Annotated in this window: 25 protein-coding genes and 2 pseudogenes; 17 read left to right on the top strand and 10 right to left on the bottom strand. The window is 72.0% G+C overall.

What is annotated here, in order from left to right:
* Positions 1-24: 24 nt before the first annotated feature.
* Both pulA and Aco03nite_RS05465 read left to right on the top strand, forming a co-directional pair.
* Complete coding sequence (pulA, locus tag Aco03nite_RS05470) at positions 25-3,123, top strand: pullulanase-type alpha-1,6-glucosidase (RefSeq protein ID WP_203793643.1); 3,099 nt, start codon at positions 25-27, stop codon at positions 3,121-3,123.
* Between the two features lie 66 nt (positions 3,124-3,189).
* Positions 3,190-3,672 carry a hypothetical protein gene (locus tag Aco03nite_RS05465; RefSeq protein ID WP_239144933.1) on the top strand — a complete coding sequence of 161 codons (483 nt, stop codon included), beginning with the start codon at positions 3,190-3,192 and terminating at the stop codon, positions 3,670-3,672.
* A gap of 51 nt (positions 3,673-3,723) precedes the next feature.
* Here the strand turns inward: Aco03nite_RS05465 and Aco03nite_RS05460 are convergent, their stop codons facing one another.
* Together Aco03nite_RS05460 and Aco03nite_RS05455 are read right to left on the bottom strand one after the other, a co-directional pair.
* A complete protein-coding gene (locus Aco03nite_RS05460) occupies positions 3,724-5,196 on the bottom strand; it encodes an aminopeptidase P family protein (protein ID WP_203793641.1) in 1,473 nt (490 codons plus the stop codon).
* Between the two features lie 91 nt (positions 5,197-5,287).
* The gene (locus Aco03nite_RS05455) at positions 5,288-5,854 is read right to left on the bottom strand and encodes a superoxide dismutase family protein (protein ID WP_203793640.1); all 567 of its coding nucleotides are present in this window, start codon (positions 5,852-5,854) and stop codon (positions 5,288-5,290) included.
* Between the two features lie 110 nt (positions 5,855-5,964).
* Between Aco03nite_RS05455 and Aco03nite_RS05450 the strand changes: the two genes are divergently transcribed.
* The gene (locus tag Aco03nite_RS05450) at positions 5,965-6,900 is read left to right on the top strand and encodes a carbohydrate kinase family protein (RefSeq protein WP_203793639.1); all 936 of its coding nucleotides are present in this window, start codon (positions 5,965-5,967) and stop codon (positions 6,898-6,900) included.
* 137 nt (positions 6,901-7,037) lie between these two features.
* Here the strand turns inward: Aco03nite_RS05450 and Aco03nite_RS05445 are convergent, their stop codons facing one another.
* The 4 genes and pseudogenes from Aco03nite_RS05445 to Aco03nite_RS05430 form a co-directional block, all read right to left on the bottom strand.
* Positions 7,038-7,430, bottom strand: coding sequence for a thioesterase family protein (locus Aco03nite_RS05445; protein WP_203793638.1), 393 nt, complete (start codon positions 7,428-7,430; stop codon positions 7,038-7,040).
* A gap of 342 nt (positions 7,431-7,772) precedes the next feature.
* Positions 7,773-9,101, bottom strand: a pseudogene (locus Aco03nite_RS05440) (PH domain-containing protein); the annotation flags it as partial.
* A gap of 281 nt (positions 9,102-9,382) precedes the next feature.
* Positions 9,383-9,895, bottom strand: coding sequence for a PH domain-containing protein (locus Aco03nite_RS05435; protein ID WP_203793637.1), 513 nt, complete (start codon positions 9,893-9,895; stop codon positions 9,383-9,385).
* A 255-nt stretch (positions 9,896-10,150) separates the two neighbouring features.
* Complete coding sequence (locus Aco03nite_RS05430) at positions 10,151-10,375, bottom strand: hypothetical protein (RefSeq protein ID WP_203793636.1); 225 nt, start codon at positions 10,373-10,375, stop codon at positions 10,151-10,153.
* 350 nt (positions 10,376-10,725) lie between these two features.
* Between Aco03nite_RS05430 and Aco03nite_RS05425 the strand changes: the two are divergent.
* From Aco03nite_RS05425 to Aco03nite_RS05380, 10 genes and pseudogenes are all read left to right on the top strand, one after another.
* Positions 10,726-11,823: pseudogene (locus Aco03nite_RS05425) on the top strand (AAA family ATPase); the annotation flags it as partial.
* Between the two features lie 604 nt (positions 11,824-12,427).
* Positions 12,428-13,417, top strand: a complete 990-nt coding sequence (locus tag Aco03nite_RS05420; RefSeq protein WP_203793722.1) for a DUF58 domain-containing protein — start codon at positions 12,428-12,430, stop codon at positions 13,415-13,417.
* A complete protein-coding gene (locus Aco03nite_RS05415) occupies positions 13,414-14,364 on the top strand; it encodes a 26S proteasome regulatory subunit RPN10 (RefSeq protein ID WP_203793635.1) in 951 nt (316 codons plus the stop codon). Before Aco03nite_RS05420 ends, Aco03nite_RS05415 begins: the two co-directional genes overlap by 4 nt.
* A gap of 469 nt (positions 14,365-14,833) precedes the next feature.
* On the top strand, positions 14,834-15,538 hold the full coding sequence (gene fabG, locus Aco03nite_RS05410) for a 3-oxoacyl-ACP reductase FabG (protein WP_203793634.1): 705 nt from the start codon (positions 14,834-14,836) through the stop codon (positions 15,536-15,538).
* 35 nt (positions 15,539-15,573) lie between these two features.
* On the top strand, positions 15,574-16,341 hold the full coding sequence (gene fabI, locus Aco03nite_RS05405; RefSeq protein ID WP_203793633.1) for an enoyl-ACP reductase FabI: 768 nt from the start codon (positions 15,574-15,576) through the stop codon (positions 16,339-16,341).
* A gap of 20 nt (positions 16,342-16,361) precedes the next feature.
* Positions 16,362-17,393: a ferrochelatase gene (locus tag Aco03nite_RS05400; protein WP_203793632.1), complete on the top strand. Its 1,032-nt coding sequence runs from the start codon at positions 16,362-16,364 to the stop codon at positions 17,391-17,393.
* A complete protein-coding gene (locus Aco03nite_RS05395; RefSeq protein WP_373872573.1) occupies positions 17,333-18,169 on the top strand; it encodes an HAD-IIA family hydrolase in 837 nt (278 codons plus the stop codon). The genes Aco03nite_RS05400 and Aco03nite_RS05395 overlap by 61 nt, the downstream gene beginning before the upstream one ends.
* Complete coding sequence (locus Aco03nite_RS05390) at positions 18,166-18,657, top strand: NUDIX domain-containing protein (protein WP_373872572.1); 492 nt, start codon at positions 18,166-18,168, stop codon at positions 18,655-18,657. The genes Aco03nite_RS05395 and Aco03nite_RS05390 overlap by 4 nt, the downstream gene beginning before the upstream one ends.
* On the top strand, positions 18,654-19,061 hold the full coding sequence (locus Aco03nite_RS05385) for an NUDIX hydrolase (RefSeq protein WP_203793630.1): 408 nt from the start codon (positions 18,654-18,656) through the stop codon (positions 19,059-19,061). The genes Aco03nite_RS05390 and Aco03nite_RS05385 overlap by 4 nt, the downstream gene beginning before the upstream one ends.
* A gap of 36 nt (positions 19,062-19,097) precedes the next feature.
* Complete coding sequence (locus Aco03nite_RS05380; protein ID WP_203793629.1) at positions 19,098-19,340, top strand: hypothetical protein; 243 nt, start codon at positions 19,098-19,100, stop codon at positions 19,338-19,340.
* Here the strand turns inward: Aco03nite_RS05380 and Aco03nite_RS05375 are convergent.
* Entirely contained in the window at positions 19,268-19,768 is a 501-nt protein-coding gene (locus Aco03nite_RS05375; RefSeq protein WP_203793628.1) for an NUDIX domain-containing protein, read from the bottom strand. The genes Aco03nite_RS05380 and Aco03nite_RS05375 overlap by 73 nt on opposite strands.
* Positions 19,765-20,547 carry an Rv1486c family protein gene (locus Aco03nite_RS05370; protein WP_203793627.1) on the bottom strand — a complete coding sequence of 261 codons (783 nt, stop codon included), beginning with the start codon at positions 20,545-20,547 and terminating at the stop codon, positions 19,765-19,767. Before Aco03nite_RS05370 ends, Aco03nite_RS05375 begins: the two co-directional genes overlap by 4 nt.
* A gap of 89 nt (positions 20,548-20,636) precedes the next feature.
* Between Aco03nite_RS05370 and Aco03nite_RS05365 the strand changes: the two genes are divergently transcribed.
* Positions 20,637-21,443: a DUF3097 domain-containing protein gene (locus Aco03nite_RS05365; RefSeq protein WP_203793719.1), complete on the top strand. Its 807-nt coding sequence runs from the start codon at positions 20,637-20,639 to the stop codon at positions 21,441-21,443.
* Here the strand turns inward: Aco03nite_RS05365 and pdxR are convergent.
* The gene (gene pdxR, locus Aco03nite_RS05360) at positions 21,394-22,851 is read right to left on the bottom strand and encodes a MocR-like pyridoxine biosynthesis transcription factor PdxR (protein ID WP_239144931.1); all 1,458 of its coding nucleotides are present in this window, start codon (positions 22,849-22,851) and stop codon (positions 21,394-21,396) included. The two genes, Aco03nite_RS05365 and pdxR, sit on opposite strands and share 50 nt — an antisense overlap.
* A gap of 91 nt (positions 22,852-22,942) precedes the next feature.
* Between pdxR and Aco03nite_RS05355 the strand changes: the two genes are divergently transcribed.
* Positions 22,943-23,896 carry a DMT family transporter gene (locus tag Aco03nite_RS05355; RefSeq protein WP_203793626.1) on the top strand — a complete coding sequence of 318 codons (954 nt, stop codon included), beginning with the start codon at positions 22,943-22,945 and terminating at the stop codon, positions 23,894-23,896.
* Between the two features lie 122 nt (positions 23,897-24,018).
* Here the strand turns inward: Aco03nite_RS05355 and Aco03nite_RS05350 are convergent, their stop codons facing one another.
* Positions 24,019-25,314, bottom strand: a complete 1,296-nt coding sequence (locus Aco03nite_RS05350) for a serine hydrolase domain-containing protein (RefSeq protein WP_203793625.1) — start codon at positions 25,312-25,314, stop codon at positions 24,019-24,021.
* A 110-nt stretch (positions 25,315-25,424) separates the two neighbouring features.
* Here Aco03nite_RS05350 and Aco03nite_RS05345 point away from each other — a divergent pair, with 110 nt between their 5' ends.
* Together Aco03nite_RS05345 and Aco03nite_RS05340 are read left to right on the top strand one after the other, a co-directional pair.
* On the top strand, positions 25,425-25,874 hold the full coding sequence (locus tag Aco03nite_RS05345) for an NfeD family protein (protein WP_203793624.1): 450 nt from the start codon (positions 25,425-25,427) through the stop codon (positions 25,872-25,874).
* Positions 25,875-25,885: 11 nt separating this feature from the next.
* Complete coding sequence (locus Aco03nite_RS05340; protein ID WP_203793623.1) at positions 25,886-26,974, top strand: SPFH domain-containing protein; 1,089 nt, start codon at positions 25,886-25,888, stop codon at positions 26,972-26,974.
* Positions 26,975-26,996: the final 22 nt, after the last annotated feature.

Genomic DNA, 26,996 nt, shown 5'->3' with positions numbered 1-26,996 from the left:
GGGCGCGGCTGAGATGATGTTGCGGTGACGAGATGGCTGGTCGTGCACTACCAGCGGCCCGACGACGACTATTCCGGCTGGGTCCTGCACGCCTGGGGGGACCTCGCGCCCGGCACTGAACCGGTCTTTCCGGCCGGCGCCCCGTTCGCCGGAGAGGACGAGTGGGGCCGTTTCGCCTGGGTGAAATTAGCCGATGATGCGCGGAAGGTCGGATTCCTCATCGTCGATCGGCATGGTGTCAAGGATGTCGAGGCGGATCGCTGGGTTTCGCCGCACGAAACGGGCGAGATCTGGGTGGTGGCTGGCGAGAGCAAAATGGTCGCCAATGTTCCGAAAAATAGAGACAAATCGGACGTCCTGATTCATTACCGTCGCCCCGACGGCGATTACGCAGGGTGGGGACTGCACGCCTGGGAGGGCGTCCCGGTCAAGGAGAAACCCCGCTGGGGAAGGCCCCGGATCCCGGTCCGCTTCGACGCCTTCGGAGCCGTCTTCCAGGTCCGGGTCCGCGACGACGCGGTGGGCCTGCGGTATGTCCTCTATCGCGGCGACGAGAAGGACCTGCCCGACGACCAGCGCCTGGACCTGATCGAAACCCGCGAGGTCTGGCTGACCGCGGGCGAGACCGCCCCGGTGCTGCCGGCCCTGGGCGACACCCTGGGTCCCGAGCTGGACCCGGCCCGGGCCCACGCCGTCTTCATCGACCGGACCACGGTGGCCCTGCCCGAGTGGTTCGCGGCCCGAGCCACGTCGTTCACTCTGGGTGATCTGAAGCTGACCCCGCGGCCCGGCGGCCTCTTCCAGGACCAGAGCCGCCGTTTCCCCCATTTGAGGGCTTATCGCGCGTACGCGGTCCCCGAACTGCCCGACGAAGAGTTGCGTGAGCTGCTGCGGGGCCGTCTGCTCGTCGAGGGCGCGAACGCGGTCACCGCGGTGCAGACCGCGGGTGTGCTGGACGACCTCTACCCGGAGGCCGCCACCGCCGAGTTGGGCCCGGTGATCGGCGACGGAGGCCGCCCCCGCCTGTCGGTCTGGGCGCCCACCGCCCGGGTGGTCGAGCTGGAACTGTTCCGCGACCCGGCCGGCGAGCCCCGGATCCATCCGATGACCAGGGACGACGTCACCGGCGTCTGGAGCATCACCGGCAAGCCGAAGTGGCTGGGCCGGTGGTACCGGTTCCGGGTCCGGGTCTGGCAGCCGGCCGTCCAGCGGGAGGTGACGACGAGCGTGACCGACCCGTACTCGGTGTCGCTGGCCGGCGACTCCACCCACAGTCAGCTGATCGACCTCGACGACCCTTCGCTCTTCCCGTACGGGTGGGACGAGCTGGTCAAACCACCCGTGGTCGCCCCGGCCCGGATGCAGATCAGCGAACTGTCGGTGCGTGACTTCTCGGTCTACGACACCACGGTTCCGGCGCCCGAGCGCGGCACCTTCCTGGCCTTCACCCGGGACGAATCGGACGGGATGCGCCATCTGCGGTCGCTCGCCGACGCCGGGCTCACCCACGTGCACCTGCTGCCGGTCAACGACTTCGCCACCGTGCCCGACCGGCGTTCGGACCAGGCCGAACCGCGGTGCGAGTTGGCGTCGTTCCCGCCCGACTCGGCGGAGCAGCAGCGGGCGGTGATGGAGGTCGCCGATCGGGACGGCTTCAACTGGGGTTACGACCCGTGGCACTGGACCACGCCGGACGGCGGTTACTCCACCGACCCGGACGGCCCGGACCGGATCCGGCAGCTGCGGGCCGCGGTGGCCGCCCTCAACAAGGCCGGTCTGCGGGTGGTGCTCGACGTGGTCTACAACCACACCATGGGCGACGGCCTGGACCGGTTCAGCGTCCTGGACCGGATCGTGCCCGGTTACTACCACCGGCTGATCGACGACGGCAGCACCGCCGAGTCCACCTGCTGCCCCAACACCGCCACCGAGCACGTGATGATGGGCCGGCTGGTCGTGGACTCCCTGGTCACCTGGGCCCGGGCGTACCGGATCGACGGTTTCCGCTTCGACTTGATGGGACACCACCCCAAGACCAACATTCTTGCGGTACGCGATGAGCTGGCCCGCATCGACAGCGGTATCGTGCTCTACGGGGAGGGGTGGAACTTCGGCGAGGTGGCGTACGACGCCCGTTTCGTCCAGGCCACCCAGGTCAACATGGCCGGCACCGGCGTCGGCACCTTCAACGACCGGCTCCGCGACGCGATCCGCGGCGGCAGCGCCCACGGCGACCCGGGTGTGCGCGGTTTCGCCACCGGGCTCGGTTCCGGCGTGCCGCTCTGGATGCACGACCAGATCAAGGTCGGGCTCGCCGGGGCGCTGGCCACCTACCGGTTCACCGGCCACGACGGGCACGAGCACACCGGCGCCGAGATCGGGGCCGGTTACGCGCACGACCCCGGTGAAGCGGTCAACTACGTGGACGCGCACGACAACGAGATCCTGTACGACGCGATGGCGTTCAAGCTGCCGCACGGGACCGGGCAGGTCGACCGGGCCCGGATGCAGGTCCTCGCCCTGGCCCTGGTGGTGCTCAGCCAGGGCGCCGGGTTCGTCGCGCTCGGCAGCGAACGGCTGCGGTCCAAGTCGCTGGACCGGAACTCGTACAACTCCGGTGACTGGTTCAACGGCATCCGCTGGGATCCGGCCGCCGGCAACGGTTTCGGGCTGGGCCTGCCGCCGGAGGAGGACAACCGGGACCAGTGGGACTGGGCCCGCCCGCTGCTCGGCGACCCGGACCTGGTCCCGGCGCCGGACGTGATCGACCTGGCCGCCGAACGCTACCGGGAGCTGCTGCGGATCCGCCGGTCGTCGCCGGTGTTCGGGCTACCCACCGCCGAGGAGGTGCAGCGGCGGCTGTCGTTCCCGCTCAGCGGGCCGGGCGAACAGCCCGGAGTGATCGTGATGGACCTGGACGGGACCGGTCTGGACGCCCGCTGGGGACGGACCGTGGTGGTGTTCAACGCGACCGAGTGGCCGGCCCACCCGGAGATCCCGGACGCCGGTGACCTGCGCCTGCATCCGGAGCTGACCCGGTCGGCCGACCCGGTGCTGTCCGGCGTCACCCCGGCCGAGATCCCGGCCCGATCGGTGGTGGTCTTCGTCAGCGCGGCGCGGTGAGCGCGACTGCGCTAGATTGCGCCGCGGGGCTCCGGTCGGCGGTGCCCGCCGGAGGCGGAGGTCGTGGTGCGGTTCGAGCGTGCTCTGTGCGCGTTGGTCCTGGTCGGTCTGGTCGGAGGATGCACCTCGGACCCCGCTGAGCCCGCGCCCGCGACATCCGGCCCGCCGCCGAGCGCGCCGGCCTGGACCGAGCCCGCCGCCTACACGTTCACCCTGGTCCGGGGCTGTGACGACACCGCGCCGGAGGGCCGTTACCAGGCGACCGTCAAGGACGGGGTGGTCACCACCGCGACCCGGGCCGGTGGCGCGGCGTCCCCGGCGCCCTCCTCCGAGGCGGACCTGGGTCCGGTCACCGGCGAGGAGGGCGAGGAGATCGACGTGCCGGCCCTCGGCCAGCTCCTCGAGATGGCGGAGACCGCCAAGGACGACGGCGCCGAGGTGGCCACCGAGTACGACCTGACCGACGGCCACCCGGTGAAGGTCACCATCAACGTGATGGAGGAGGTCGACGGTCTGGAGTGCTGGACCGTCACCGACTACCAGCCGTGATCACGGTGCGGGGCGGCGGGGAATCCGCCGCCCCGCACCGTGGATCGACTCTCAGCCGGGCAGGCGCGGGCCGGCCTCGCGCTGCGCTGCCAGCCACGTCTCGACCTCGGCCGAGGTGCGGGGCAGACCGTCCGACAGGTTGCGGATGCCGTCCGCGGTGACCAGCACGTCGTCCTCGATCCGGACGCCGACGCCGCGCAGCTCCGCGGGAACCAGCTCGTCCTCGGGCTGGAAGTAGAGGCCCGGCTCCACGGTGAGGACCATGCCCTCCTCGAACCGGCCCTCCTTGTAGCGCTCGGTCCGCGCCGCGTTGCAGTCGTGCACGTCGATGCCGAGCATGTGCCCGAACCCGTGCAGCGTCCACCGCCGGTAGACGGTGCTGTCGTCGGCCATCGCCTGGTCCACGCTAACCGGCAGCAGGTCCAGGTCGTGCAGGCCCTCGGCGAGCACCCGCATGCAGATCTTGTGGATGTCCTTGAACACCACACCGGGCCTGATCGCGTCCATCCCGGCCTGCTGCGAGGCGTGCACGATGTCGTAGACCTGGCGCTGCAACGGCGAGAACGTGCCGTTCACCGGGATCGTGCGGGTCACGTCGGCGGTGTAGAGGTTGTCGCCCTCCACGCCCATGTCCATCAGCAGCAGGTCACCGGGCGTGGTCACGCCGGTGTTGCGCACCCAGTGCAGGATCGTCGCGTGCGCGCCGGCGCCGACGATCGAGGTGTAGCCGACGTCGTTGCCGTCGTGCCGGGCCCGCAGCCCGAAGACGCCCTCCAGCAGGCGCTCCTTGACGCCGCGGTCGGCCGGCAGGACCCGGGCCACGTCCTCGAAACCGCGGACCGTGGCGTCGATCGCGTCCTGCAGCTGGGCGATCTCCCACTCGTCCTTGACCAGTTTCAGCTCGGAGATCACCCGGGCCAGCTCGCGGTCGCGCAGTTTTGTCCGGTCCGGCTCGAAGGCCAGGATCGCCCGGTCCACCGCGGCGTCGAAACCGCGCAGCACCCGGGCCCGGCCCGGCGCCGTGCCGGCCAGCGCCCCGCCCAGCTGGCCCAGCGAGGCGGTGCTCAGGCCCAGCTCCTCGGACTTCTCCGCCAGGGTGTGGGTGCGCCCGACCCACAGCTCGCCGTTGCGGTCCCGGAAGAACCGGTCGGTGTCCTTCGAGTTGCGCTGCCGGGTGTAGAGCACCGCGTCGTGGCCGGAACCGCTCGGGTGCAGGATCAGCACGCTGTCCGGGTCGCGGTCGCCGGTCAGGTAGAAGAAGTCGCTGCCGGGACGGAACGTGTAGTCGGTGTCGTTGGCCCGCACCTTCTCGTTGCCGCTCGGGATGATCAGCGTCTCGCCGGGGAAGGCCTCGGAGAGCGCGGCCCGGCGCTTCGCGTAGTTGGGCACCTCCGGCAGCGGCGTGACGGCCAGCGGATCCTCCCGCCAGCCCTGGCGCATGAAGCTCAGGAACGCCTCCGGGAAGTCGGGGTCATGGGACTCCGTCTTCGGGGCGGGCTGGTTGTTGCCGCTGTTCTCGGCCATCGTGGGGTGCCTCCGTTCTCGGTACCCCGACGTTACCGCTTGACCAGTTGCCCATCGCAAGGCCGGGCGTCCGGCGCCACCTTGATCAACATCACCCCCGTCCGCCGTCGTGCCGGTACCCCGGCGCGGCGTCCCTGGTCAGGCAGGCCAGCCGGGCGCCCGCGGTACCCGCCTCACCCGGGGCGGTGTGCGTGTGCTCGGCGTGCAGCACCAGCGACAGCGGCGGGCGGGACTCGTCGAAGGCCCAGGACTGGGCGGTCGTCGCCCGGCCGACCCCGTTCCGGTCGGTGATGAAGTCGAGCCAGATCTCGTTGCGCGGATTCGCGTACGCCGGATCCACCGACGGCTTGCCCGGCCCGGCCGCCGGGTCCGGACGGTGCTGGTAGTGCGGACCGGCGTCGGCGGGATCCGCCCCGCACCGGCCGGTGTGCAGGTGGGCGCCGTACGGATGCCCCGGCCGCAGTCCGGTGGCGAGCAGGGTCACCCGTACCGCAGCCGGGGTCTGCTCGACGGCGAGCCGGGCCCGTGCGCCGGCCGGGACCACCGCCTGGTCGTAGGTGACCGCGGCGGACCCGTCGCGCCAGGGCTGGAAGGTGCCCTCGGCGACCGGCGCGGGAACGGTCAGGAGCATCGGTGCCGCGAAAGCCAGTAATCTCATCTGCCAATTGTCGCCATTGCCACGATTTGGTCAGGTGGATCGGGGCACGGTGACCCGCACGTGCCGGGGAACGCTTGGGGCCGTCCCCGGCCGGGTGAGAGGGTGTTGCCGTGGGCTACGCGATGGTGATGGGTGAAGCGCTGATCGACCTGCTCGAAGCGGACGTCGACGGCGGTCAGGTCTACCGGCAGGCGATCGGCGGGGCGCCCCTCAACGTCGCCGTCGGCGTCGCGCGCCTCGGCGGTGACGCCCGCTGGACGGGCACCCTCAGTAAGGACGTCCTCGGCGAACGGATGGCGGCCTTCCTGCGCGACGCCGGTGTCGACGACCAGGGCGTACGCCGGGTGCAGGTGCCGACCACGCTCGCCATCACCACGTTCGAGGGCGCCGAGCCGACGTTCACCTTCTACGGCGAGCCGCCGTCCTACGCCCTGCTCACCCCCGCCGACCTGGACCTCGGGGCGATCGCCGGGGCCGCGGTGCTCTACACCGGGTCGATCTGCCTGCTCCGGGAACCGTTCGTGTCCGCCGCCCGGGCCGCCTGGGCCGTCGACGGCCCGCTGCGCGTCTTCGACCCCAACGTGCGCCCCACCCTGCTGCCCGACGGCGCCGCCGTGGACGCCCTGCGCACCCTGTCGGAATCCTTCTTCGCCACCGCCGACCTGGTCAAACTCAGCTCCGCCGACGCCGTCGTGCTCTACGGCTCGGAGGACCCGGCGGTGGCCGCCGCCCGCATCCTCGACCTGGGCGCCCGCGCCGTGGTGGTCACCCTCGGCGCCCGCGGCGCCCACGTCGCCGTCCCGTCCGGGAGCACCACCGTGCCGGCCCCGGTGGTGAACGCCATCGACGCCACCGGCGCCGGGGACTCGGTGATGGCCGCCCTGATCAGCCGCCTGCTGACCGGCGGCCGCCCCGCCGATCTGCCGGCCTGGGCGGACGACGTGCGGTTCGCCCTGTCGGTGGCCGGCCTGGTCTGCGAACGCCAGGGCGGAGCCACCGCCATGCCCACCCCCGCCGAGCTGGCCACCCGCTGGCCCGCGCGCTGACAAGGCGGCACGCCCACCGCTGCCGGGCCCGCGGCCGATCGCCCGCGTGTCTCAGCGCCGCGCCGGCGGCCGGTCGGCCCGCGTGTCCCAGCCGGGCCCGCGGCCGACCGTGGGCGCTGCCGCCGCCGTCGGCCGGGTCAGTCGCCGAGGGCCTTCGCGATGAAACGTTGGCGGTCCAGGATCACGCGCTCGACGCGGACCTCGGCGACAAGCGTGTCGCCGTCGTGGACGGTCACGTCGAAGAGAAGTGTGCGGCCCTCGGCCTTGGTCAGGGTTGCCTGGGCGGTGACCCGGTGGCCGACCGGGGTGGGGAAGCGGTGCTCGATCTCCGCCCGGGTGCCGACCGTGGTGATGCCGCCCGGGATCTGACGGGCGGTCGCGGCGACCGTCGCCGCCTCGGCCAGGGCCAGGACCCGGGGCGTGGCCAGCACCGGCACGTCACCGGAGCCCAGCGATTGAGCGGTGTCGGCGTCGGTGACCGTCAAATCGACCCGGGCGCCCAGGCCCGGCGCGAACTCCGGAAGCTCCATCATCGGATCCTATGTCTGTCCGGGCCGCCGCCAGTACGTGTCGTCCACCGGTTCGTCCGGGGTCACGGGGGTGAAACCGGGCGAACCGGTCCCAACCGCGTGTGGGCTGGGCGAACCGGTTCCGACCGGGTGTGGGCCGGGCGAACCGGTTCCGACCGGGTGTGAGCCGGGCGAACCGGTCCCGGCCGGGTATGGGCTGGGTGAACCGGTTCCGGCCGGGTGCGGGCCGGGTGCGTGCCAAGCGGTGGCCGGGGCGTGGCCGTCCGGAATCCGGCCGTGCTGCCCGGCGCCCACATGCCCGCTTCGCGGACCGTCCGCCACCGAGTGGCGGGCGAGGGTGGCCCGGGCTTCGCGGGAGCGCAGGGCCAGCTGGTCGGCGATGGCGTAGGCCTCGGCCAGATCCCGGTCGCGGGCCTCGCCGGCCCGGCCGCCCGCGGTGTCGGCGTAGACGGTGGCCAGGCCGAGACGGCGCTGCAGCGGGCCCTGGACCACCCGGACGCTCTGCAGCCGGGCGTACGGCACCAGGGTCATCTCCCGGGTCACCCGCCCGCCCCGGCTGACGAAGACGTCAGCGGCCAGCCCGGCGCCGTAGAAGCGCAGCCCGAACGGGTGCAGCCACCAGGCCCGGGGCGGCGGTGGCGAGGTGGCCATGGCGGCCAGGTCGACGCCGGGCAGCGCGGCCGCGACCAGGGCACGGGCGGTGGCCTGGTCGCCGACCGGCATCAGGCGGTCGGAGCTGTTGTCGTCACCGGGTTCCGGCGTGGACAGGCCGGCCACGTCGATGTTCAGGTGCAGCCAGCCCTTGGCCCGCCACAGGAACGGCCAGGTGATCCGGACCGCCTGCACCCGGTGCGGCGGCACCACCTGGCTGCGGGTCTCGGTGAGCCCGTAGTGCAGGATCAGCCGCTCGCCGTGGATCAGCCGGAAATCCCAGTCCCGGAGCACCTTGCGGATCGGCTGCAGCAGCACACCGGCCATCGCGGTGACGGTGCCGCCGATGCCGATGAACGTCCACGACCCCTCTATCGCGAACTGGGTGATCACCCAGGCGACGCCGAGCGGCAGCAGGAACGCCTGCGGGGTGAGCAGCTGGCTGATCAGCAGGTCCTGGTTGCGGACCCGGAAGAGCGGCGGTGGCTCGCCAGGCGGTCCGCCCGGCGTCTGCGCGGTTCCGGGTGCGGACACGATTGCTGCGGTACGCCCGGACAACGCGAGCAGACGCTCCCGCAGCACCGACGTGTTCTGCACCGTCAGGTAGGCCAGCGGCGCCTCGGTCTTGCCGCCGCCGACCACTTCGAGCCGGAGTTCGGCCAGGCCGGTGAGCTGGGCGAGCAGCGGCCGCCGCAACTCCACGGCCTGCAGCCGGTCGAGCGGGATGGCCCGGTTGCGCCGCCAGACGAGCCCCTCGGCGATCCGTAGCTCCCGGCCGACCACGTGGTACCCGGTGTTCCACCAGCCGACCGCGGAGAACACCACGACGGCGACCGCGAGACCGAGAACGATCAGGGCGAACTCGGTGAGCCCCACCGAGCTGAGGGTCTGCCAGGAGAGCGCCGCGATGATCACCGCGATGCTCTTGGCACCCTTGAGCAGCGGACTGAGCGGATGCAGCCGCTGCCGGGGCTCCTCCTCCGGCACCGGCTCGGCAGCGGGGCCGACGGCGCCGGGCAGCGGCGCGGCGGCGGGGACAGGGGCGCCGGACAGGGGCGCGGCGGCGGGGCCGGAGGTGCCCGGGGTGCCGGGGGTGCCGGGCGGCGGTGTGGCGGCGGGGCCGGGGGTGCCGGGCGGCGGCGTGGTGGCGGAGGCGACGGGCCCCGGCTCGGCGGCGGGGGCAGGGGTGGCGGGGGCAGGGCTGGCGGGGGCAGGGGTGGCGGGCAGCGGCGCGGCGGCGGGCTCGGAAAACGGCCCGGGCGCCGGCGAGGCGGGTGCCGGCTGGGGGAGTCCGGTGTCGCTCACAGGCCCTCGGCCCGGTCCTCGCCGAGGGCGGTCAGCCGGTCGCGCAGCCGGGACGCCTCCTCCGGCGCGAGCCCGGGCACCCGGGCGTTGCTGGCCGCCGCGGCGGTGTGCAGCTGTACGGTGGCCAGCCCGAACGCGCGCTCCAGCGGGCCCGCGGTGACGTCGACGTACTGCATCCGCGCGTACGGCACGATGGACAGGTGCCGGACGAGCAGCCCGTGCCGTACCAGCAGATCGTTGTCTCTCTCGGCATAGCCCCAGGCACGCACCGCGCGGACCGCGACGACCGCCCGCCACACCGCGAGGAGCAGCACGCCGCCCATCGCCCAGTACCAGATCACCTGCTCGAACATGATCGATCCGGCGACGGCGCCGGCCAGCAGCAGCACGGTCCAGGTGGCGATCCCGATGAGGTGGACGGCGATCAGCCGGCCGGAGACCGGCCGCCAGTCGACCGTTCCCGGCCAGGGTTCGAGGGCATCGACGATCGGCGCGGACGGTTCACTCACATTCCGAAGCCTAGGCCCTGAGCGGGAATTCGGCCCGGCCTGGTAACCGGCGGAATCTCACCATCGGCCCGCTGCCTGCCACACGTCGCCGCCGGACGGGGCCACCGCACGCCGCCGTCGGACGGGGCTGACGCACGGCACCGTCGGACGGGCTGACGCGCGGCGTCGTTGGATGGGGCCCAAATGCACGGCACCGGCGGACGGCTAATGCGCGGCGCCGTTGGATGAGGTCAACGCGCGGTTCCATCGGACGGGCTAATGCGTGGTGCCGTCGGACGGGGTGAACGGGACGACCTCGCGCAGGAAGCGCCGGGCGTCGAGAAAGGAACCGAGGGTGGTGCGGTGCTCGTCGCACGCGAGCCAGGTCTTCCGCCGGTCCGGCGTGTGGATCTTCGGGTTGTTCCAGTGCAATCGCCAGGACGCCGCGGCACGACAACCTTTGGCGGAACACTGGGGAGCAAGATCTGTTTCCTCGACCACGCCGCAACCTTACGGAATGGGAGCTTTAGCGCCGGGCGGCCACGGGGGAAGCCGCCCGGCGACGATGCAAATGCTACACGCTTCACACACCTGCGTATGCACCCGGTGACCCGCCCGTTCCAGCGGATCGCGTAGAAAGATCAACACACTCGGCCGATGGTGGCCCGGGCTGCGCAGACGTCCGAACCCGGCGGTGATGACGGCCGGATGACGACAACTGTTCCTATGCTGCCCTCCAGCAGAGCGGTTTCGTTTCTTAGGAACCTCTCAGCCGTGTGTTGTTGTCTGTCGTGTAAGTCTTGAGCGTCGGCTCGCGAAGAGCCGGCATCCAGACCCGTTGTGGAGGACCGGTGTCGCAGCCGAGCACGCCCGAGACCGATACCAGCGCCGACGCCGGTGCCCCGGTGCCACCCGCGCAGGACGCGTCGCAGCTCGAGCGCGCCATGTTCGAGGTGAAACGGGTCATCGTGGGCCAGGACCGGATGGTCGAGCGGATGTTCGTGGCCCTGCTGGCCCGCGGGCACTGTCTGCTCGAGGGTGTTCCCGGTGTCGCCAAGACCCTCGCGGTGGAGACCCTGGCCAAGGTGGTCGGCGGCTCGTTCTCCCGCGTCCAGTTCACCCCCGACCTGGTGCCCGCCGACATCGTCGGCACCCGGATCTACCGGCAGTCGAACGAGAAGTTCGACGTCGAGCTGGGCCCGGTGTTCGTCAACTTCCTGCTCGCCGACGAGATCAACCGGGCTCCGGCCAAGGTCCAGTCGGCGCTGCTGGAGGTGATGGCCGAGCACCAGGTGTCGATCGGCGGCAAGACCCACGAGGTGCCCGACCCGTTCCTGGTGATGGCCACCCAGAACCCGATCGAGCAGGAGGGGGTCTACCCGCTGCCCGAGGCGCAGCGCGACCGGTTCCTGATGAAGATCGTGGTGGGCTACCCGACCGACACCGAGGAGCGGGAGATCGTCTACCGGATGGGGGTGAGCGCGCCGGAGCCGAAGCAGGTCTTCACCCCGGACGACCTGCTCGCCCTGCAGCGCCGCGCCGACCAGGTGTTCGTGCACAACGCCCTGGTCGACTACACGGTCCGGCTGGTGCTGGCGACCCGCGCCCCGGCCCAGCACGGCATGCCCGACGTGGCCCAGCTCATTCAGTACGGCGCGAGTCCCCGCGCCTCGCTCGGCATCGTCCGGGCCACCCGCGCCCTGGCGCTGCTGCGCGGCCGGGACTACGCGCTCCCGCAGGACGTGCAGGACATCGCGCCGGACATCCTGCGGCACCGGCTGGTGCTCAGCTACGACGCGCTGGCCGACGACATCCCGGCCGACCACATCGTGGCGCGCATCATGCAGACCGTGCCGCCGCCCCAGGTGTCGTCCCGGCAGAACACGCCGAACGGCGCGTCCGCCCAGCCGGTCTCCGGGATCCCGGCCGGTCAGCCCGGTTTCGCGCCGGGGCAGCCCGGCTACGCCCCCGGCCAGCCCGGTTTCGCCCCCGGCCAGTTCGGCCAGCCGGTGGCGGCCTACGGCCAGCCCGGTCCCGGCCAGCACGCCCCTGGTCAGCACGCGCCTGGTCAGCACGCGCCTGGTCAGCCCGGTCCGTTCGGCCCCGGCCAGCCCGGTGCCGGTCAGCCCGGCCCCGGTCAGCCCGGCCCGTTCGGTCAGCCGGCGCCCGGTCAGCCCACGCCGCCGGTCGCGCCCGGCCCGCTGACCCCGGTCGCCGACGGCCGGCCCCAGCCGTCACCCGCGCAGTACGTGGCGGGCCCGACGGTGTCGGCGATCCGCCCGGCCAGCGGCGCCCCGGCCTCCTCCGACGACGGCGCCGCATCGCAGGGCGGCGATTGGCCGGGTAAGGCATGACCACCGTCACCGACCGTCACCGCCTCGCCGGGCGCCGTCCCACCGACCGTCACCGCCTCGCCGAGTGCCGTCCTGCCGAGCGCCGCCTCGCCGAGTGTCGTTCCGCTGGGCGACGCCTCGCCGGGCGCTGTTCCGCTGGGCGCCGTCCTGCCGGGAAAACGACCGAGCGGGCCCGGCCGTGACCGGGCCGGGCACGCAGATGCCGGTCGCCCCGGCGCAGGCGGCCCGGACCGAGGCTGTCATCAGCCGGTTGCAGCTGCTGGTCACCCGCAAGCTGGACGGCCTGCTCCAGGGCGACTACGTGGGTCTGCTGCCCGGTCCGGGCAGTGAGGCCGGCGAGTCCCGGGAGTACCGGCCCGGCGACGACGTGCGGCGGATGGACTGGCCGGTCACCGCCCGGACCACCACCCCGCACGTGCGGCGCACGGTGGCCGACCGGGAGCTGGAGACGTGGCTGGCGGTGGACCTGTCGGCCAGTCTCGACTTCGGCACCGCCCAGTGGCTGAAACGCGATCTGGTCATCGCGTCCGCCACCGCGATGGCGCACCTGACCGTCCGCGGCGGCAACCGGATCGGAGCCGTGGTGGGCACCGGCGCGGGCGTACCGCCGAAGGAACCGCGCAGTTGGTGGCGCCGCAAGCCGGACGGGCCGCCCCCGCCGCCGCCGAGCGCCCCGGTGGTCCGGCTGCCCGCCCGGCCCGGCCGCAAGGAGGCCCAGGCCCTGCTGCGGACCATCGCCGGCACCACGATCCGCCCCGGCCGCACCGACCTGGGCGCTCTGATCGACATGCTGAACCGGCCGCCCCGCCGTCGTGGGGTGGCCGTGGTGATCTCCGATTTCCTGTCACCGGTGGAGGGCTGGGCCCGTCCGGTGAAGAAGCTGGGCGTCCGGCACGACGTGCTGGCCATCGAGGTGGTCGACCCACGTGAGCTGGAGTTGCCCGACGTCGGCGTGCTGACCCTGGCGGATCCCGAGTCGGGGATGCTGCACGAGGTCCAGACGTCCGACCCCCAACTGCGCCAGGCGTACGCGGAGGCGGCCGGCCAGCAGCGGGCGGCGATCGCCCGTGCGCTGCGGGCGGCCGGCGCGGCCCATCTGCGGCTGCGCACCGACACCGACTGGCTGCTCGACATGGTCCGCTTCGTGGCCGCTCAGCGCCACGCCCGTACCCGAGGGACCACACGATGATCCGATTCCTGGACCCCTGGTGGCTGCTGACGTTGCTGCCGGTCCTGGCCATGGCCGGGTTCTACGTCTGGCGGCAGTTCCGCAAGCGGCAGTACGCGATGCGGTTCACCAACGTCGACCTGCTGCGTACCCTCGCGCCCAAGGGGCTGGGCTGGCGGCGGCACGTGTCGGCGGGCGCGTTCCTGCTGATGCTGGGCGCCCTGTCGGCGGCGACGGCCCGGCCGTCGGTCGACACCGAGGAGCCGCTGGAACGCGCCACCGTGATGCTCGCCATCGACGTGTCGCTGTCGATGCAGGCCGAGGACGTCGAGCCGAGCCGGATCGAGGCGGCCCAGGAGGCGGCGAAGTCGTTCGTCAACGAGCTGCCCCCGACGTACAACCTGGGCCTGGTGTCGTTCGCGAAGGCGGCGAACGTGCTGGTGGCGCCGACCAAGGACCGCGCCTCGGTGATCTCGGCGATCGACGGGCTGACGCTGGCCGAGGCGACCGCGACCGGTGAGGCGGTGTTCACCTCGCTGGACGCCATCCGGATGGTGCCGTCGGACGGGGCGGACGGCGCGCCGCCGGCCCGGATCGTGCTGCTCTCCGACGGGTACCGCACGTCGGGCCGGTCGATCGAGGACGCGGCGGCGGCGGCCGGTCAGGCGAACGTGCCGGTGTCGACGATCGCGTTCGGCACCGACACCGGTGTGGTCGACATCCGCGGTTCGGTGCAGCGGGTGCCGGTGGACCGGCTGTCGTTGCAGGAGTTGGCCGAGCAGACCAAGGGCTACTTCTACGAGGCCGCGTCGGTGAGCGAGCTGAAGCAGGTCTACGAGGACATGGGCAGCTCGATCGGGCACCGGACCGAGCCGCGGGAGGTTACTCAGTGGTATGCCGCGGCGGGCCTTCTGCTGGGTCTGGCCGGCGCCGCGATGAGCCTTCTCTGGACGTCGAGATTGCCTTAGGGCGTGTTGTGCGCGAGCACGAACAAAACGACCACCCAGGCCGAGAGCAGAGTGAATCCGAGAGGTGCGACGAAGTTCTTCATCATGAAAGACCGACTTTCCGCTGGTGACTTGTGCAAGGGCTTGGGTCACTTCGCGGCCGGAACCACCGCATGCGTCGAAGCCGGCCCGAAAAGGGCCGGTGAGCTGCGGGGAAAGAAATCTGGTCAGCGGTCAGAAACGCTGACGAGCGTCCCGGCCACGACTAGGAGGATCGCTATCTCGCACAGCGATCACCTCCGTCACTAGTCGGGCCTGAACCGTGTGGCACTGTACTCCTTAACCACGACTTGAGAAAATCGGTGCGACCCTGAACGGGTTGTCAGTCGACGGCCCCGTCCCTCCGCCGTGTCGCGCCCGGCCGATAGTCTCCCTTTTCAGAGGGATCTCGTGACCCTGTGTGATGAAGCGCTGTCGATAGGAGTGTGTTGTGGCTCGCACCGTTCTGGTGACCGGAGGAAACCGCGGCATCGGGCTGGCCATCGCCCAGGCCTTCGCCGCGCAGGGGGACCGGGTGGCCGTCACCCACCGGGGCTCGGCCGTGCCGGACGGCCTGTTCGGGGTCAAGTGCGACATCACCGACTCGGCCGCCGTCGACGCCGCCTTCACCGAGGTGGAGAAGGAGCTGGGCCCGGTCGAGGTGGTGGTGGCGAACGCCGGCATCACCGACGACACCCTGCTCCTGCGGATGTCCGACGAGCAGTTCGAGCGGGTCGTCGACACCAACCTGACCGGCGCGTTCCGGGTCGCGAAGCGGGCCAGTTCGAAGATGCTGCGGGCCAAGTGGGGCCGGATCATCTTCATCTCGTCGGTGGTCGGCCTGTACGGCGGGCCCGGCCAGGTGAACTACGCCGCGAGCAAGGCCGGCCTGGTCGGCATGGCCCGTAGCATCACCCGTGAGCTGGGCACTCGCAACATCACCGCGAACGTCGTGGCGCCCGGTTTCATCGAGACGGAGATGACCGCCGTCTTGCCGGACGCGCGTAAGGCCGAGATCATCAAGGCTGTCCCGGCCGGTCGCCTCGCCAGCGTGGACGAGGTCGCCGCCGCGGTGACCTTCCTGGCCGGCGACAGTGCGGCGTACATCTCGGGCGCCGTGCTCCCCGTCGACGGGGGCCTCGGTATGGGGCACTGAAGTTTCCGAGACTTTTTCAGGAGAGAAGTAAAAGAGTGTCTGGACTGCTGGCCGGTAAACGGCTGCTCGTCACCGGCGTCATCACCGACGCCTCGATCGCCTTCTCGGTGGCGAAGCTGGCCCAGGAGGCCGGCGCCACCGTGGTGCTCACCGGCTTCGGCCGGCTCTCGCTGGTGGAGCGCATCGCCAAGCGGCTGCCCCAGCCGGCGCCCGTCATCGAGCTGGACGTCACCAACCAGGAGCACCTGGACAGCCTCGCCTCCCGGGTCCGCGAGCACGTCGACGGACTGGACGGCGTTGTCCACTCCATCGGCTTCGCCCCGCAGAGCGCCCTCGGCGGCACGTTCCTGGAGACGCCGTGGGAGGACGTCGCCCAGGCCGTGCACGTGTCGACGTTCTCGTACAAGAGCCTGGCGATGGCCTGCCTGCCGATGATGGACCAGGGCGGTTCGATCGTCGGCCTGACCTTCGACGCGACCAAGGCCTACCCGCTGTACGACTGGATGGGTGTCGCCAAGGCCGGGCTGGAGTCCGCATCCCGTTACCTCGCCATGTACCTGGGCAAGCACGGGATCCGCAGCAACGTGGTCGCGGCCGGCCCGCTGCGCACCATGGCGGCCAAGTCGATCCCCGGTTTCAGCAACTTCGAGGACGCGTACTCGCAGCACGCGCCGCTCGGCTGGGACCTGAACGACCCGGAGCCGACCGCCCGCGCGGTCTGCGCCCTGCTGTCCGACTGGTTCCCGGCGACCACCGGTGAGATGGTGCACGTCGACGGGGGCTACCACTCTCGCGCTGCCTGAGGCGGTGGCAGGATGGACGGGTGGTTTACGACGCGTTCGTCCTGCTCTCCTTCGGTGGGCCCGAGAAGCCCGATGACGTGATGCCGTTCCTGCGCAACGTGGTGCGCGGGCGCGGTGTCCCGGACGAGCGCCTCGCCGAGGTGTACGAGCACTACATGCACTTCGGCGGGGTGTCCCCGATCAATCAGCAGTGCCGTGACCTGCTGGCCGCGCTCGAGACCGAGTTCGCGGCGCACGACATCACGCTGCCCGTCTACTGGGGCAACCGCAACTGGCACCCGATGCTCGCCGACACCGTCGCGCAGATGCGCGACGACGGGATCGAGCACGCACTCGGGTTCGCCACCAGTGCCTACGGTGGTTACTCCTCCTGCAAGCAGTACTGGGAGGACATCGCGGCCGCTCGCGCCCACGTCGGGCCGAAGGCGCCGAAGATCGCCAAACTGCGGCAGTTCCACGACCACCCCGGTTTTGTACGGCCGAACGTGGAGGCCGTCCGTTCGGCGCTGGACACCTTGGATGCCGCGCGCCGTGCCAGCACCCGTCTGGTCTTCACCGCGCACTCCATCCCGGTGAGCATGGCGCAGTCCGCGGGCCCCACCGGTGGCCGTTACAACGCCCAGCTGGAGGAGACCGCCCGGCTGGTGCACGCGGAAGCCGCCGAAGACCTTCCCTACGACCTGGTCTGGCAGAGCCGGTCCGGCCCGCCGCACATCCCGTGGCTGGAGCCGGACATCAACGACCACCTGGAGGCCCTGGCCGAGAAGGGTGTCACCGACGTGGTGGTCAGCCCGATCGGTTTCGTCTCCGACCACCTCGAGGTCATCTGGGATCTGGACAACGAGGCGAAGGACACCGCGGCCCGTCTCGGGCTCGGTTACGCCCGTGCCGCCACCCCCGGAGTTCACCCGGACTTCGTATCGATGGTCCGGGAACTCGTCCAGGAACGCACCGATGATCGGAAACGGCCCGCGCTCGGTACGCTGGCGACCTGGGACACGTGCCAAATCGATTGTTGTCCCACCCCTGTGCGACGAGGAGCCCCCCGATGAAGGAGCGCAAGGCGATCGAGAGCTGGCTCACCGACATGGACGGCGTGCTCGTCCACGAGGGTGAGCCGGTGCCCGGCGCCCCCGAGTTCGTGAATCGCATGAAGGAGTCCGGGAAACCGTTCCTGATCCTCACCAACAACTCCATCTACACCCCTCGTGACCTGCAGGCCCGCCTGCAGCGGATGGGTTTCGACGTGGACGAGCAGTCGATCTGGACGGCCGCCCTGGCGACCGCCCAGTTCCTGGCCGACCAGCGCCCCGGCGGCACCGCGTACGTGATCGGCGAAGCCGGTCTGACCACCGCCATGCACGCGGCCGGCTACATCCTGACCGAGTTCGAGCCGGACTACGTGGTGCTCGGCGAGACCCGGACGTACAGCTTCGAGGCGATAACCAAGGCGATCCGGCTGATCAGCGGCGGCGCCCGGTTCATCTGCACCAACCCGGACGCCACCGGCCCGTCCAACGAGGGCCTGCTCCCGGCGGCCGGCTCGGTCGCGGCGATGATCTCCAAGGCGACCGGGGTGAAGCCCTACTTCGTCGGCAAGCCGAACCCGATGATGATGCGCTCGGCGCTCAACGCGATCGGCGCGCACAGCGAGACCACCGCGATGATCGGCGACCGGATGGACACCGACGTGCTCTGCGGCCTGGAGGCGGGCCTGGAGACGATCCTGGTGCTGACCGGCATCAGCAGCCGGCTGGAGAGCGAGACCTATCCGTACCGGCCGTCCCGCATCATCAACTCGGTCGCCGACCTGATCGACGAGATCTGATCGTGCCCTGGGAGGACTCGTACCTCGGGCGGCTGCGGGCGATCACCGGCGCCGAACCGGTGCTCATGACGATCGGGGCCCGGGCCGTGCTCCGTGACGACGCCGGGCGGGTGCTGCTGATCCAGCGCAACGACAACGCCCGGTGGGCCTTCCCGGCCGGGACGATGGAGCTGGGCCAGACTCTGACCGACTGCGCCATCCGTGAGGTGTACGAGGAGACCGGCCTCACCGCGCACGCGGTCACCCCGTTCGCCCTGGACTCGGGGGAGGCGCTGCACACCAATGTCTTCGGCGCCACCTACCAGCACGTGGCGCTCACCGTCCGGGTCGACTCGTGGTCCGGCGACCTGGTCCGGGTCACCGACGAGACGCTGGACGCCGCGTTCTTCGCCGTGGACGAGTTCCCCGAGGACCTGTCCGGTTCGGTCCGCCCTATTCTGGAGCGGCTGGCCCGCTTCGAGGCCGGCGACCCGTTCACGCTCGCATGACGGCTCCCGCGGTGGTCGTCGCGGCGGCCTGGGTGTGTGTCCGGGACCGCCGGGTGCTGACCGTGCGCGCCGGCGGCTCGGACGCGTTCTACCTGCCCGGCGGCAAACCCGAACCGGGCGAGACCGACGCCGAGGCGGCCGCCCGCGAGGCGGCCGAGGAGGTGGGCGTCCGGGTCGACCCGGCGGCGTTGAGTCACCTGGTCACCATCGACGCCCCGGCCCACAACCGCCCGCCCGGCACCCGGGTCAGCCTGGTCTGTTTCACCGGCCCGTCCGAGGGCGAGCCGGCCCCGGCCGCGGAGATCGTCGAGATCGCCTGGTTCACCACGGCCGACCGTGCCCGGTGCGCCCCCGCCATCCGCCTGCTCCTGGACGACCTGGCGACAGCGGCCCTGATCGACTGACCGATCGTCGGGCGTGGTCCGGGCGATGACGGCAGGATGATCACCATGGTTGCCGACCACGTGCCCGAACTCGTCGAGGGATGGCGGACGCTGTCGCTCTGGGAGCAGCAGGGCCATCCCGGTGTCCGCCGGTGGAACGGGCTCGTCGACCGGCTGAACCGGCTGGCCGAGGCGGCGGTCCACGACCCGGATCAGGTGCGGGCGGGTCAGCCGCGGGCGGTGAACCAGCGGGTGGCTATCGCGGTGTGGATGCTGAAACCCAGCTCGGTGGGGCCGTAGAGGACCTCACGGCTCAGCGTCTCGTCCTCCTCCGGGGCCGGTGGCAGCGCCGCCGTCGACGCCAGCGCCGGGAACAGGGCGAACACCAGGATGGTGCCGTCCGGGGCGCTCGCCGTGTCGTACAGCGAAATGGTCGTGGGGTCGGTCTCGACCCCGGTCTCCTCCCGCAGCTCCCGGGACGCCGCCGCCTGCCACGTCTCGCCGACGTCGATGAAACCGCCGGGGAGGGCCAGCCGGCCGCGGGCGGGGGCGATGCCGCGGCGGACGGCGAGCAGGCCGGTGCCGACCGGCTGGACCGCCACCGAGACCGGGCTCGGGTTCAGGTAACTGGTCTCGCCGCACGCCCCGCAGCGGCGCGGCCACTTCAGCCCGGCGACGAACCGCGCGCCGCAGAACGTGCAGTGCGCGTACCGGTCCGGGGCGGTCACGGGCGCAGCGGGGAGTTGCAGGCCGCCACCAGGGCGTGGCGGCAGGCGGTGGTCAGCGGGCGCAGCGCCTCGTCACGCTGCTGGGCCTCGTAACCGTTGACGGCGCCGCCCGGCGAATTCGTCCCGGCCAGGGTGAGCACCTGGTCCAGGACGCTGGCGCGGGCGAACAGGCGACGCGAGCGCGGGTCGAAGCCGGGCGGCAGGGTCTCGGTGGACTCCGGGCGGCGCAGCGCCTGCAGCGCCCCGGCCAGCTCGGGTTTCCACTGGGCCACGTCGAGTTTGGTGAGCCGGGCGGTGGCCTCGCCGAGCGCCGCGGTCAGCTCCGCCTCGGCGTCGGCCGCGCCCGTCTGGAACACCTGCCGGTGCTCGGGAGCCGGCATCACCCGCCACAGCACGGTGGAGAACTCCACACCGGAACCGGACGTGTGCCGCCGCAGCTCGGGCACCACCCCGAAACCGGGGGTCATCACCGCCTCGCCGGCCAGCAGCGCCGCGCCGGTCAGCTCACCGGGGCCGGGCAGGCCGCGGGGGTCGCCGGGCGCCGGCAGGACGAGCCGGATCTCGTCGGGATGCAGCTTCGCGAAGATCGGCAGGCCCTGACCGAGGGGCACGTCGGTCCAGGTGCCGGGGACGTCGGCGACGAGGTGCTCCTCGTCCGCGGCGATCTCGTCGGCCAGCTCGTCGAACGGGACGAGGCCGGCGCGCCAGGCGCGCACCCAGGCCACGAACAGGGTCGAACGGCGTGCGGTACGGGTGGCCGCATCGGCTGCGGGTGACATGCGAGCAAGGGTACGTGCCGGTAAGGAGAGTTGTCCCGTCCCGGAGCGTCACCGTGGGTGTGTTCGTGATCGCGCATACAGTGCTCGACATGTATGGGGAGGACGTGATGGCGGGCGACTGGCGCCGCCGCAAGGTGATCCCGGAGGTGGACGCCGAACCGGATCTGGTCGTCGAGGACGCCGACTCCGGGTTCTGCGGTGCCGTGGTCGGGTTCGAGCTGGGTGCGGTCGTGCTGGAGGACCGATTCGGGAAACGGCGCAACTTCCCGCTGGAACCGGCGGCGTTCCTGCTGGACGGGCAGACCGTGACGCTGCGGCGCCCGGCCCGGCAGCAGCCCGCGGCGCAGCGGCGGATGACGGCCTCCGGGTCGATCGCGGTCGCCGGGGTGAAGGCGCAGGTGGCGAAGGCCAGCCGGATCTGGGTGGAGGGTGTGCACGACGCCGCCCTGGTCGAGCGGATCTGGGGCGACGACCTGCGGATCGAGGGCATCGTCGTGGAGCCGCTGTCCGGCATTGATGATCTTGATTTTAAAACGAAGGAGTTCGGCCCTTCGAAGGACCGGAGACTGGGCGTTCTGGTCGACCATCTGGTCCCCGGGTCCAAGGAGAGCCGGATCGTCGCCGCGGTGAAGGACCCGAACGTCCTGGTCACCGGTCATCCCTACGTGGACGTGTGGCAGGCCGTCAAACCGGAACGGGTCGGGCTGCGGGCCTGGCCGGTCATCCCGCCCGGCCGTCCGTGGAAGGAGGGCGTCTGCGAGGCGGTGGGCGTGCGCGAACCGGCCGACATGTGGCGGCGGATCCTCGCCTCGGTCAGCTCCTACAAGGACGTCGAGACACCGTTGATCAACTCGATGGAGCGGCTGATCGACTTCGTGACGGTACTGGAGGATTGAGCGCCCTCCCGATCCGGGCGGCGGCCTCGGCCAGCCGGTCCGGCGGGTGCGCGGCGTAGCCGATCACCAGGCCGGGCGGCCCGGGGCAGCGCCGGTGCCAGGACAGCGGCTGCACCTGCACACCCTCGGCGGCGATCCGTTCGGCGAGGACGGTGTCGTCCTCCGGGAACGAGGCGGGCAGCGTCACCAGCAGGTGCAGGCCGGCGGCCACGCCGGCGACGCGGGCCTCCGGCAGATGCGCGCGCAACCCGGCCAGCAGCGCGTCCCGGCGGGACCGTTGCCGGGTACGGACCCCGCGCAGGTGCCGTTCGTAGTCGCCGGAGACCAGCAGCTCGGCCAGCACCAGCTGGGGCAGTGCCGGGTTGCCCAGGTCGCTGGCGTGTTTGGCGGCCAGCAGCTCGGCCTGCATGTCCCGGGGCGCGATCAGCCAGCCGGTCCGCATCCCGGGCGCCAGGGACTTCGAGACACTGCCCAGGTACGCCACCCGGTCCGGCGCCGACCCCTGCAACGCGGCCACCGGCGCCCGGTCGTACCGGTGCTCGGCGTCGTAGTCGTCCTCGACGATCAGGTTGCCGTCCGCCGCCCAGGCCAGCAGCGCCCGGCGGCGGCGCGGCGACAGCACCACCCCGGTCGGGAACTGGTGCGCCGGGGTCAGCAGCACCGTGTCCAGCCCGGTCGCGGCCAGCTCGGCGGCCCGCAGGCCCTCGCCGTCGACCGGCACCTCCACCGGCCGCAGCCCCCAGAACGCCATCTGGTCCAGCGCGCCGCGGGAACCCGGGTCCTCCACCGCCACCGTGTCGGTGCCGCGGGCGCGCAGGACGTGCGCGAGCAGTGCGAGCCCTTGCGCGACGCCCGCGGTGACCACCACGTCGTCCGCCTCACACCGCACTCCGCGGGTACGCGCCAGCCAGCCCACCAGAGCCGACCGCAGTCGTGGGGTGCCGCCCGGATCGCCGTACCGCAGGTCGGCGGCGGTCACCCGGCCCAGCACCGCGCGTTCGGCCCGCAGCCAGGCGGCCCGGGGGAACGCCGACAGGTCGGGCACCCCGGGGGACAGGTCGATCTCGATGCCGTCCGGTGTGGAGAGCGGCAGCCGCAGCCGGTGCAGGGTGCGCCGCCGGTCCGCGGCCGGGCTGGCCGGCCGCTCCGGGCCACGCCCGGTGACCACGGTGCCCGAGCCGGTCCGGGCGCCGGCCAGCCCTTCGTCGGCGAGCCGCTGGTAGGCCTGCACCACCACGCCCCGGGAGACGCCCAGCTCGGCGGCGAGCAGCCGGGTCGCGGGCAGCCGGTCACCGGGGGTGAGCCGGCCGGCCGCGATCGCCGACCGTAGTCCCTCGGTCAGCCAGGTGGTCAGCCCCTTGGCCGGCGCCTCGGCGGCTTTCAACTGCAGGAAGTCGGAACCCGTCAACCGCAGGGAGTCGGAATCGGGAATTGGTCCACCTCATCGTGCTGTGATTGGTCCTCGAACCGGACCATACTCCGGGTCGAGCATCGGAGTCATGAAAGCTCTCCCCGTCCTCGCGGGTGCGGCCGGCATGGTCTTCGTCGGCGGCAGCGTCGCCGTCTCCGGGCACCTGACCGGTGCGCCCCTGTTCACCGTCCAGGCGCTGCGGTACGCCGTGGCCTGCCTGCTGCTGCTCGCCTGGGCCCGGTTCACCGGGGCCCGGATCCGCCGGCCCCGTGGCGCCGACTGGCTCTGGCTGACCGGCGTCACCGGCACCGGGCTGGTGATCTTCAACGTGGCGCTGGTCCAGGGCTCCCGGCACGCCGAACCCGCGGTCATCGGGGTCGCCGTGGCCTGCGTCCCGATCGTCCTGGCCGCCGCCGGGCCGCTGCTCGAAGGCCGCCGCCCCGGGGCTCGGGTGCTCGCCGCGGCGCTCGTGGTGACCGCCGGGGCCGGGCTGGTGCAGGGGCTCGGGCGCACCGACGGCGCCGGGGTGTTCTGGGCCGCCGTCACGTTCGCCTGCGAAGCCGCGTTCACCCTGCTGGCGGTGCCGGTGCTGGGGCGGCACGGGCCGCTCGGGGTGTCGGTGCACACCACCTGGCTGGGTGCGGCGATGTTCGCGGTCCTGGGGCTGGCCGTCGAGGGGCCGGGCGCCTCGCTGCGGCTGCGGCCGGCGGATCTGCTGGCCGGGGCCTACCTGGCGGTGCTGGTCACGGCGGTGGCGTTCGTGCTCTGGTACACGTGTGTGGCCCGCCTCGGCGCCGGCCGGGCCGGGCTGCTGACCGGCGTGGCCCCGATCGCCGCGGCCGCCGCCGGGGTCGCCCTGGGCGGACCATTCCCGGCACCGGCCGTATGGCTCGGCGTCGCCACCGTCGCCGCGGGGCTCGCCCTGGGCTTCGCCCCGACCGGCAGACCGGACCGAAGCCCCGGCAGCGGGCCGGAACGAAGCCCCGTCAGCAGGTCGGGGCGAAGCTCGGCCGGAAGCTCGGTCGGCACCCCCGGGCGGTGACCAAAAGCCCTCGGCCCGGCGGGTCGCGCCCGGGGCCGTGGCCCCGGGCCCTCCTCGCGCGACGCGGCGGGACGGGTAGTGCTTCTGTGGAGCCGACGTCCGTACCGCCGCAATGGGTTTGATCAGGCCAGATGCCGGGAGTCGCGGCTGAAGAGGAAGGTGGCGATGTCCAGGCGGGCGACCGTGCCGTCGGCGGACCGTTCGATGCGGAGCACCTCGCCCTCGTTGTAGCCGGAGACGCCGCGCCAGCGGTCCGGGCCCTTCGGGACGAAGCGGGTCCGGTGGTTCGGGCCGGTCATCAGCAGGGCGCCGTCGTCGGGGGTGACGGTGTACTCGCGGCCCATCCACCACCAGCGGCCCTGGATCTCGGCGGCCTCGCCGGTGGGTTCGGCGGGCGGGCGCCACGGCTCGACCGGCGCCGGTTCGCCGTCCAGGACCGCGGTCAGCGCGGTCAGGCTGACCCGCTTGATGCTGGTGCCGTCCAGCCCGTAGGCGTTGGCGAAGACGATCACCCCCAGCCGGCTGCGGCGATGGACCGCGAGGTGCGAGACGTAACCGGGCATCGAACCGCCGTGGCCGGCGTAGACCCGCTCGCCGGCCCGGAACAGCTGCGGGCCCAGCCCGTGCCCCTCGGTCCAGGTCTCCAGATCGCTGATCGCCACCGGCGAGCACATCTCGTCGACGGTCTCCCGGGACAGCACCGCCGGAGCCGGATCGGTGAGCACGGCCGCCCACTTCGCCATGTCGGTGACCGTGGACCAGAGCTGCCCGGCCGGCGCCATCGCACCGGTGTCCGGGCGGGGTTCCTCGTGCAGCCCGGAACCGACCACGTAACCGCGGGCGTACGGCTCCACCGGCGCGTACGTGGTCCGCTTCATGCCGAGCGGGTCGAGCACCCGTTTCCCGGCGAGTTCCGCCCAGCCCAGCCCGGTGATCCGCTCCAGCACCGCGCCGAGCAGCCCGTAGCCCAGGTTCGAGTACCGGAACCGCCGGGCCGCCGGGCCGTGCAGCTTGTCGTGGGTGAGCCCGGCCAGCAGCTCGTCGACGGTGCCGCCGGCGACCCGCTCCCACCACGGGCCGTCCGGTTCGCGCTGCAGCCCGGAGACGTGCCCGAGCAGCTGGCGCAGGGTCACGTCACCGACCGGGGTGCCGGGCAGGTGCCGCTGGAGCCGGTCGTCGAGCGCCAGGAACCCCTCGTCCCGCAACTGCATGACCAGGGCCGCGGTGATCGTCTTGGTGATCGAGCCGAGCCGGTACTGGGTCTTCGGGTCCGGCCGGGGCCGCTCGCCGGCGCCCGCGAAGTGCAGCACCGCCCGGTCCCGGACGACGGCCAGGGCGATCGACGGCACCCGCCCGTCCGACTGCGCCCGGGCCGCGATCTCATCGATCCGGCGGGAAGTCTCCGGAAGCAACGACACGAGGTTCCCTCTTCTCAATTTCGACTCATCCGTCCAACTGTTTCAAGTCGTTTCGGCTACGCGTAGCCGAGCGCTCGCCGTGCGTGCACCGGCGTGGAACCATCGATGACGTGGAAGCCGTTCTCTGGATCGTCCTCGGCATCACCCTGGCCATCGGTGAGGCCTTCACCGCGACTGTGCTCATCATCTTCTTCGCGGCCGGGGCACTGGCCGCCGCGGGTGCCGCGGCGCTCGGGTTCGGTCTGCTCGCCCAGGTGATCGTCTTCGCGGTCGTCAGTGGCCTCTCGGTCGCGGCGTTGCGCCCGATCATCCTGAAGCACGCCCGGCCGGCACTGGAAACGGGGGAGACTCCGTTCGGGATCGAGGCGATCGAGGGCTCGCGCGGCACCGTGATCGAGGCGGTCGACGGCGACCACGGCATGGTCAAGATCGACGGGGAGCTGTGGCAGGCCCGGTCGTTCGACAGCGGCGATTCCTTCGCACCCGGTGAACACGTGCGTGTCGTCAAGTTGCGCGGCGCGACGTTGCTCGTCTGGCACGACGATCTGCCACACGCCTAGGAGGTGCCGTCATGGAAGCCATCATCCTGATATTGGGCATCGTCATCGCGATCTTCGCGGTGACGACTCTCGTCAAGTCGGTCCGGATCGTCCCGCAGCAGCGGATGGACGTGATCGAGCGACTCGGCAAATACAAGCGGACCCTCTCCCCGGGACTGAACCTGCTGGTCCCGTTCGTGGACGCGGTACGGACCAAGGTCGACATGCGGGAGCAGGTGGTCTCCTTCCCGCCCCAGCCGGTGATCACCTCGGACAACCTGGTCGTCTCGATCGACACGGTGCTCTACTTCAAGGTCGTCGACCCGGTGCGCGCGACGTACGAGATCTCGCACTTCCTCCAGGCCATCGAACAGCTCACCGTCACCACGCTGCGCAACGTGATCGGCTCGCTCGACCTGGAGCGCGCCCTGACCAGCCGCGAGGAGATCAACAAGCACCTGTCCAGCGTGCTCGACGAGACCACCGGCCGCTGGGGCATCAAGGTGACCCGGGTCGAGATCAAGGCGATCGAGCCGCCGCCCAGCATCCGCGACTCGATGGAGAAGCAGATGCGCGCCGAGCGGGAGCGCCGCGCCACGATCCTGAACGCCGAGGGTCACAAGCAGGCCGCCATCCTCACCGCCGAGGGTGAGAAACAGTCCCAGGTGCTGCGCGCCGACGGTGACCGGCAGGCCCGCATCCTGCAGGCCGAGGGCCAGGCCAAGGCGATCCGCACCGTTTTCGACGCCATCCACCAGGCCAACCCGTCGCAGAAGGTGCTCGCCTACCAGTATCTCCAGTCGCTCCCGCAGATCGCCAACGGCACCGCGAACAAGGTGTGGATCCTGCCGACCGAGCTGACCAAGGCACTGGAGGGGATCGGCGGCGCGCTCGGCGGTCTCGGCAACATGGTCGGCGACGAGCCGCTCAAGGGTGTCGACGCCGATGCGGTCCAGCGTGAGGCCGATGCGGCGGCGGAAGCGGCGGCCGCCGAGGTGCGTGAGGCCGAGGCGGTGGCCGCGGACAGCACCCCCGAGTTGCCCGCGCCCGACCGGATCCCGCCGGCCGCCGCTCTCGGCGGCGCCGACTACGACGGGGCGGAGCGCATCGAGAAGCGCTGAGTTTGTGGGATCCGCCACACCA

It is taken from the genome of Actinoplanes couchii (assembly GCF_016862075.1).
Classification (GTDB): Bacteria; Actinomycetota; Actinomycetes; order Mycobacteriales; family Micromonosporaceae; genus Actinoplanes; species Actinoplanes couchii.
This window is presented reverse-complemented; position numbering and strand designations above follow the sequence as displayed.

Coding starts and splice junctions, on each gene's coding strand:
- Aco03nite_RS05460 (WP_203793641.1), bottom strand. CDS start 5,196: ATGGCCGAGAACAGCGGCAACAACCAGCCCGCCCCGAAGACGGAGTCC.
- Aco03nite_RS05455 (WP_203793640.1), bottom strand. CDS start 5,854: ATGAGATTACTGGCTTTCGCGGCACCGATGCTCCTGACCGTTCCCGCG.
- Aco03nite_RS05445 (WP_203793638.1), bottom strand. CDS start 7,430: ATGGAGCTTCCGGAGTTCGCGCCGGGCCTGGGCGCCCGGGTCGATTTG.
- Aco03nite_RS05420 (WP_203793722.1), top strand. CDS start 12,428: ATGCCGGTCGCCCCGGCGCAGGCGGCCCGGACCGAGGCTGTCATCAGC.
- Aco03nite_RS05415 (WP_203793635.1), top strand. CDS start 13,414: ATGATCCGATTCCTGGACCCCTGGTGGCTGCTGACGTTGCTGCCGGTC.
- Aco03nite_RS05385 (WP_203793630.1), top strand. CDS start 18,654: ATGACGGCTCCCGCGGTGGTCGTCGCGGCGGCCTGGGTGTGTGTCCGG.
- Aco03nite_RS05380 (WP_203793629.1), top strand. CDS start 19,098: ATGATCACCATGGTTGCCGACCACGTGCCCGAACTCGTCGAGGGATGG.
- Aco03nite_RS05370 (WP_203793627.1), bottom strand. CDS start 20,547: ATGTCACCCGCAGCCGATGCGGCCACCCGTACCGCACGCCGTTCGACC.
- Aco03nite_RS05365 (WP_203793719.1), top strand. CDS start 20,637: ATGTATGGGGAGGACGTGATGGCGGGCGACTGGCGCCGCCGCAAGGTG.
- Aco03nite_RS05355 (WP_203793626.1), top strand. CDS start 22,943: ATGAAAGCTCTCCCCGTCCTCGCGGGTGCGGCCGGCATGGTCTTCGTC.
- Aco03nite_RS05340 (WP_203793623.1), top strand. CDS start 25,886: ATGGAAGCCATCATCCTGATATTGGGCATCGTCATCGCGATCTTCGCG.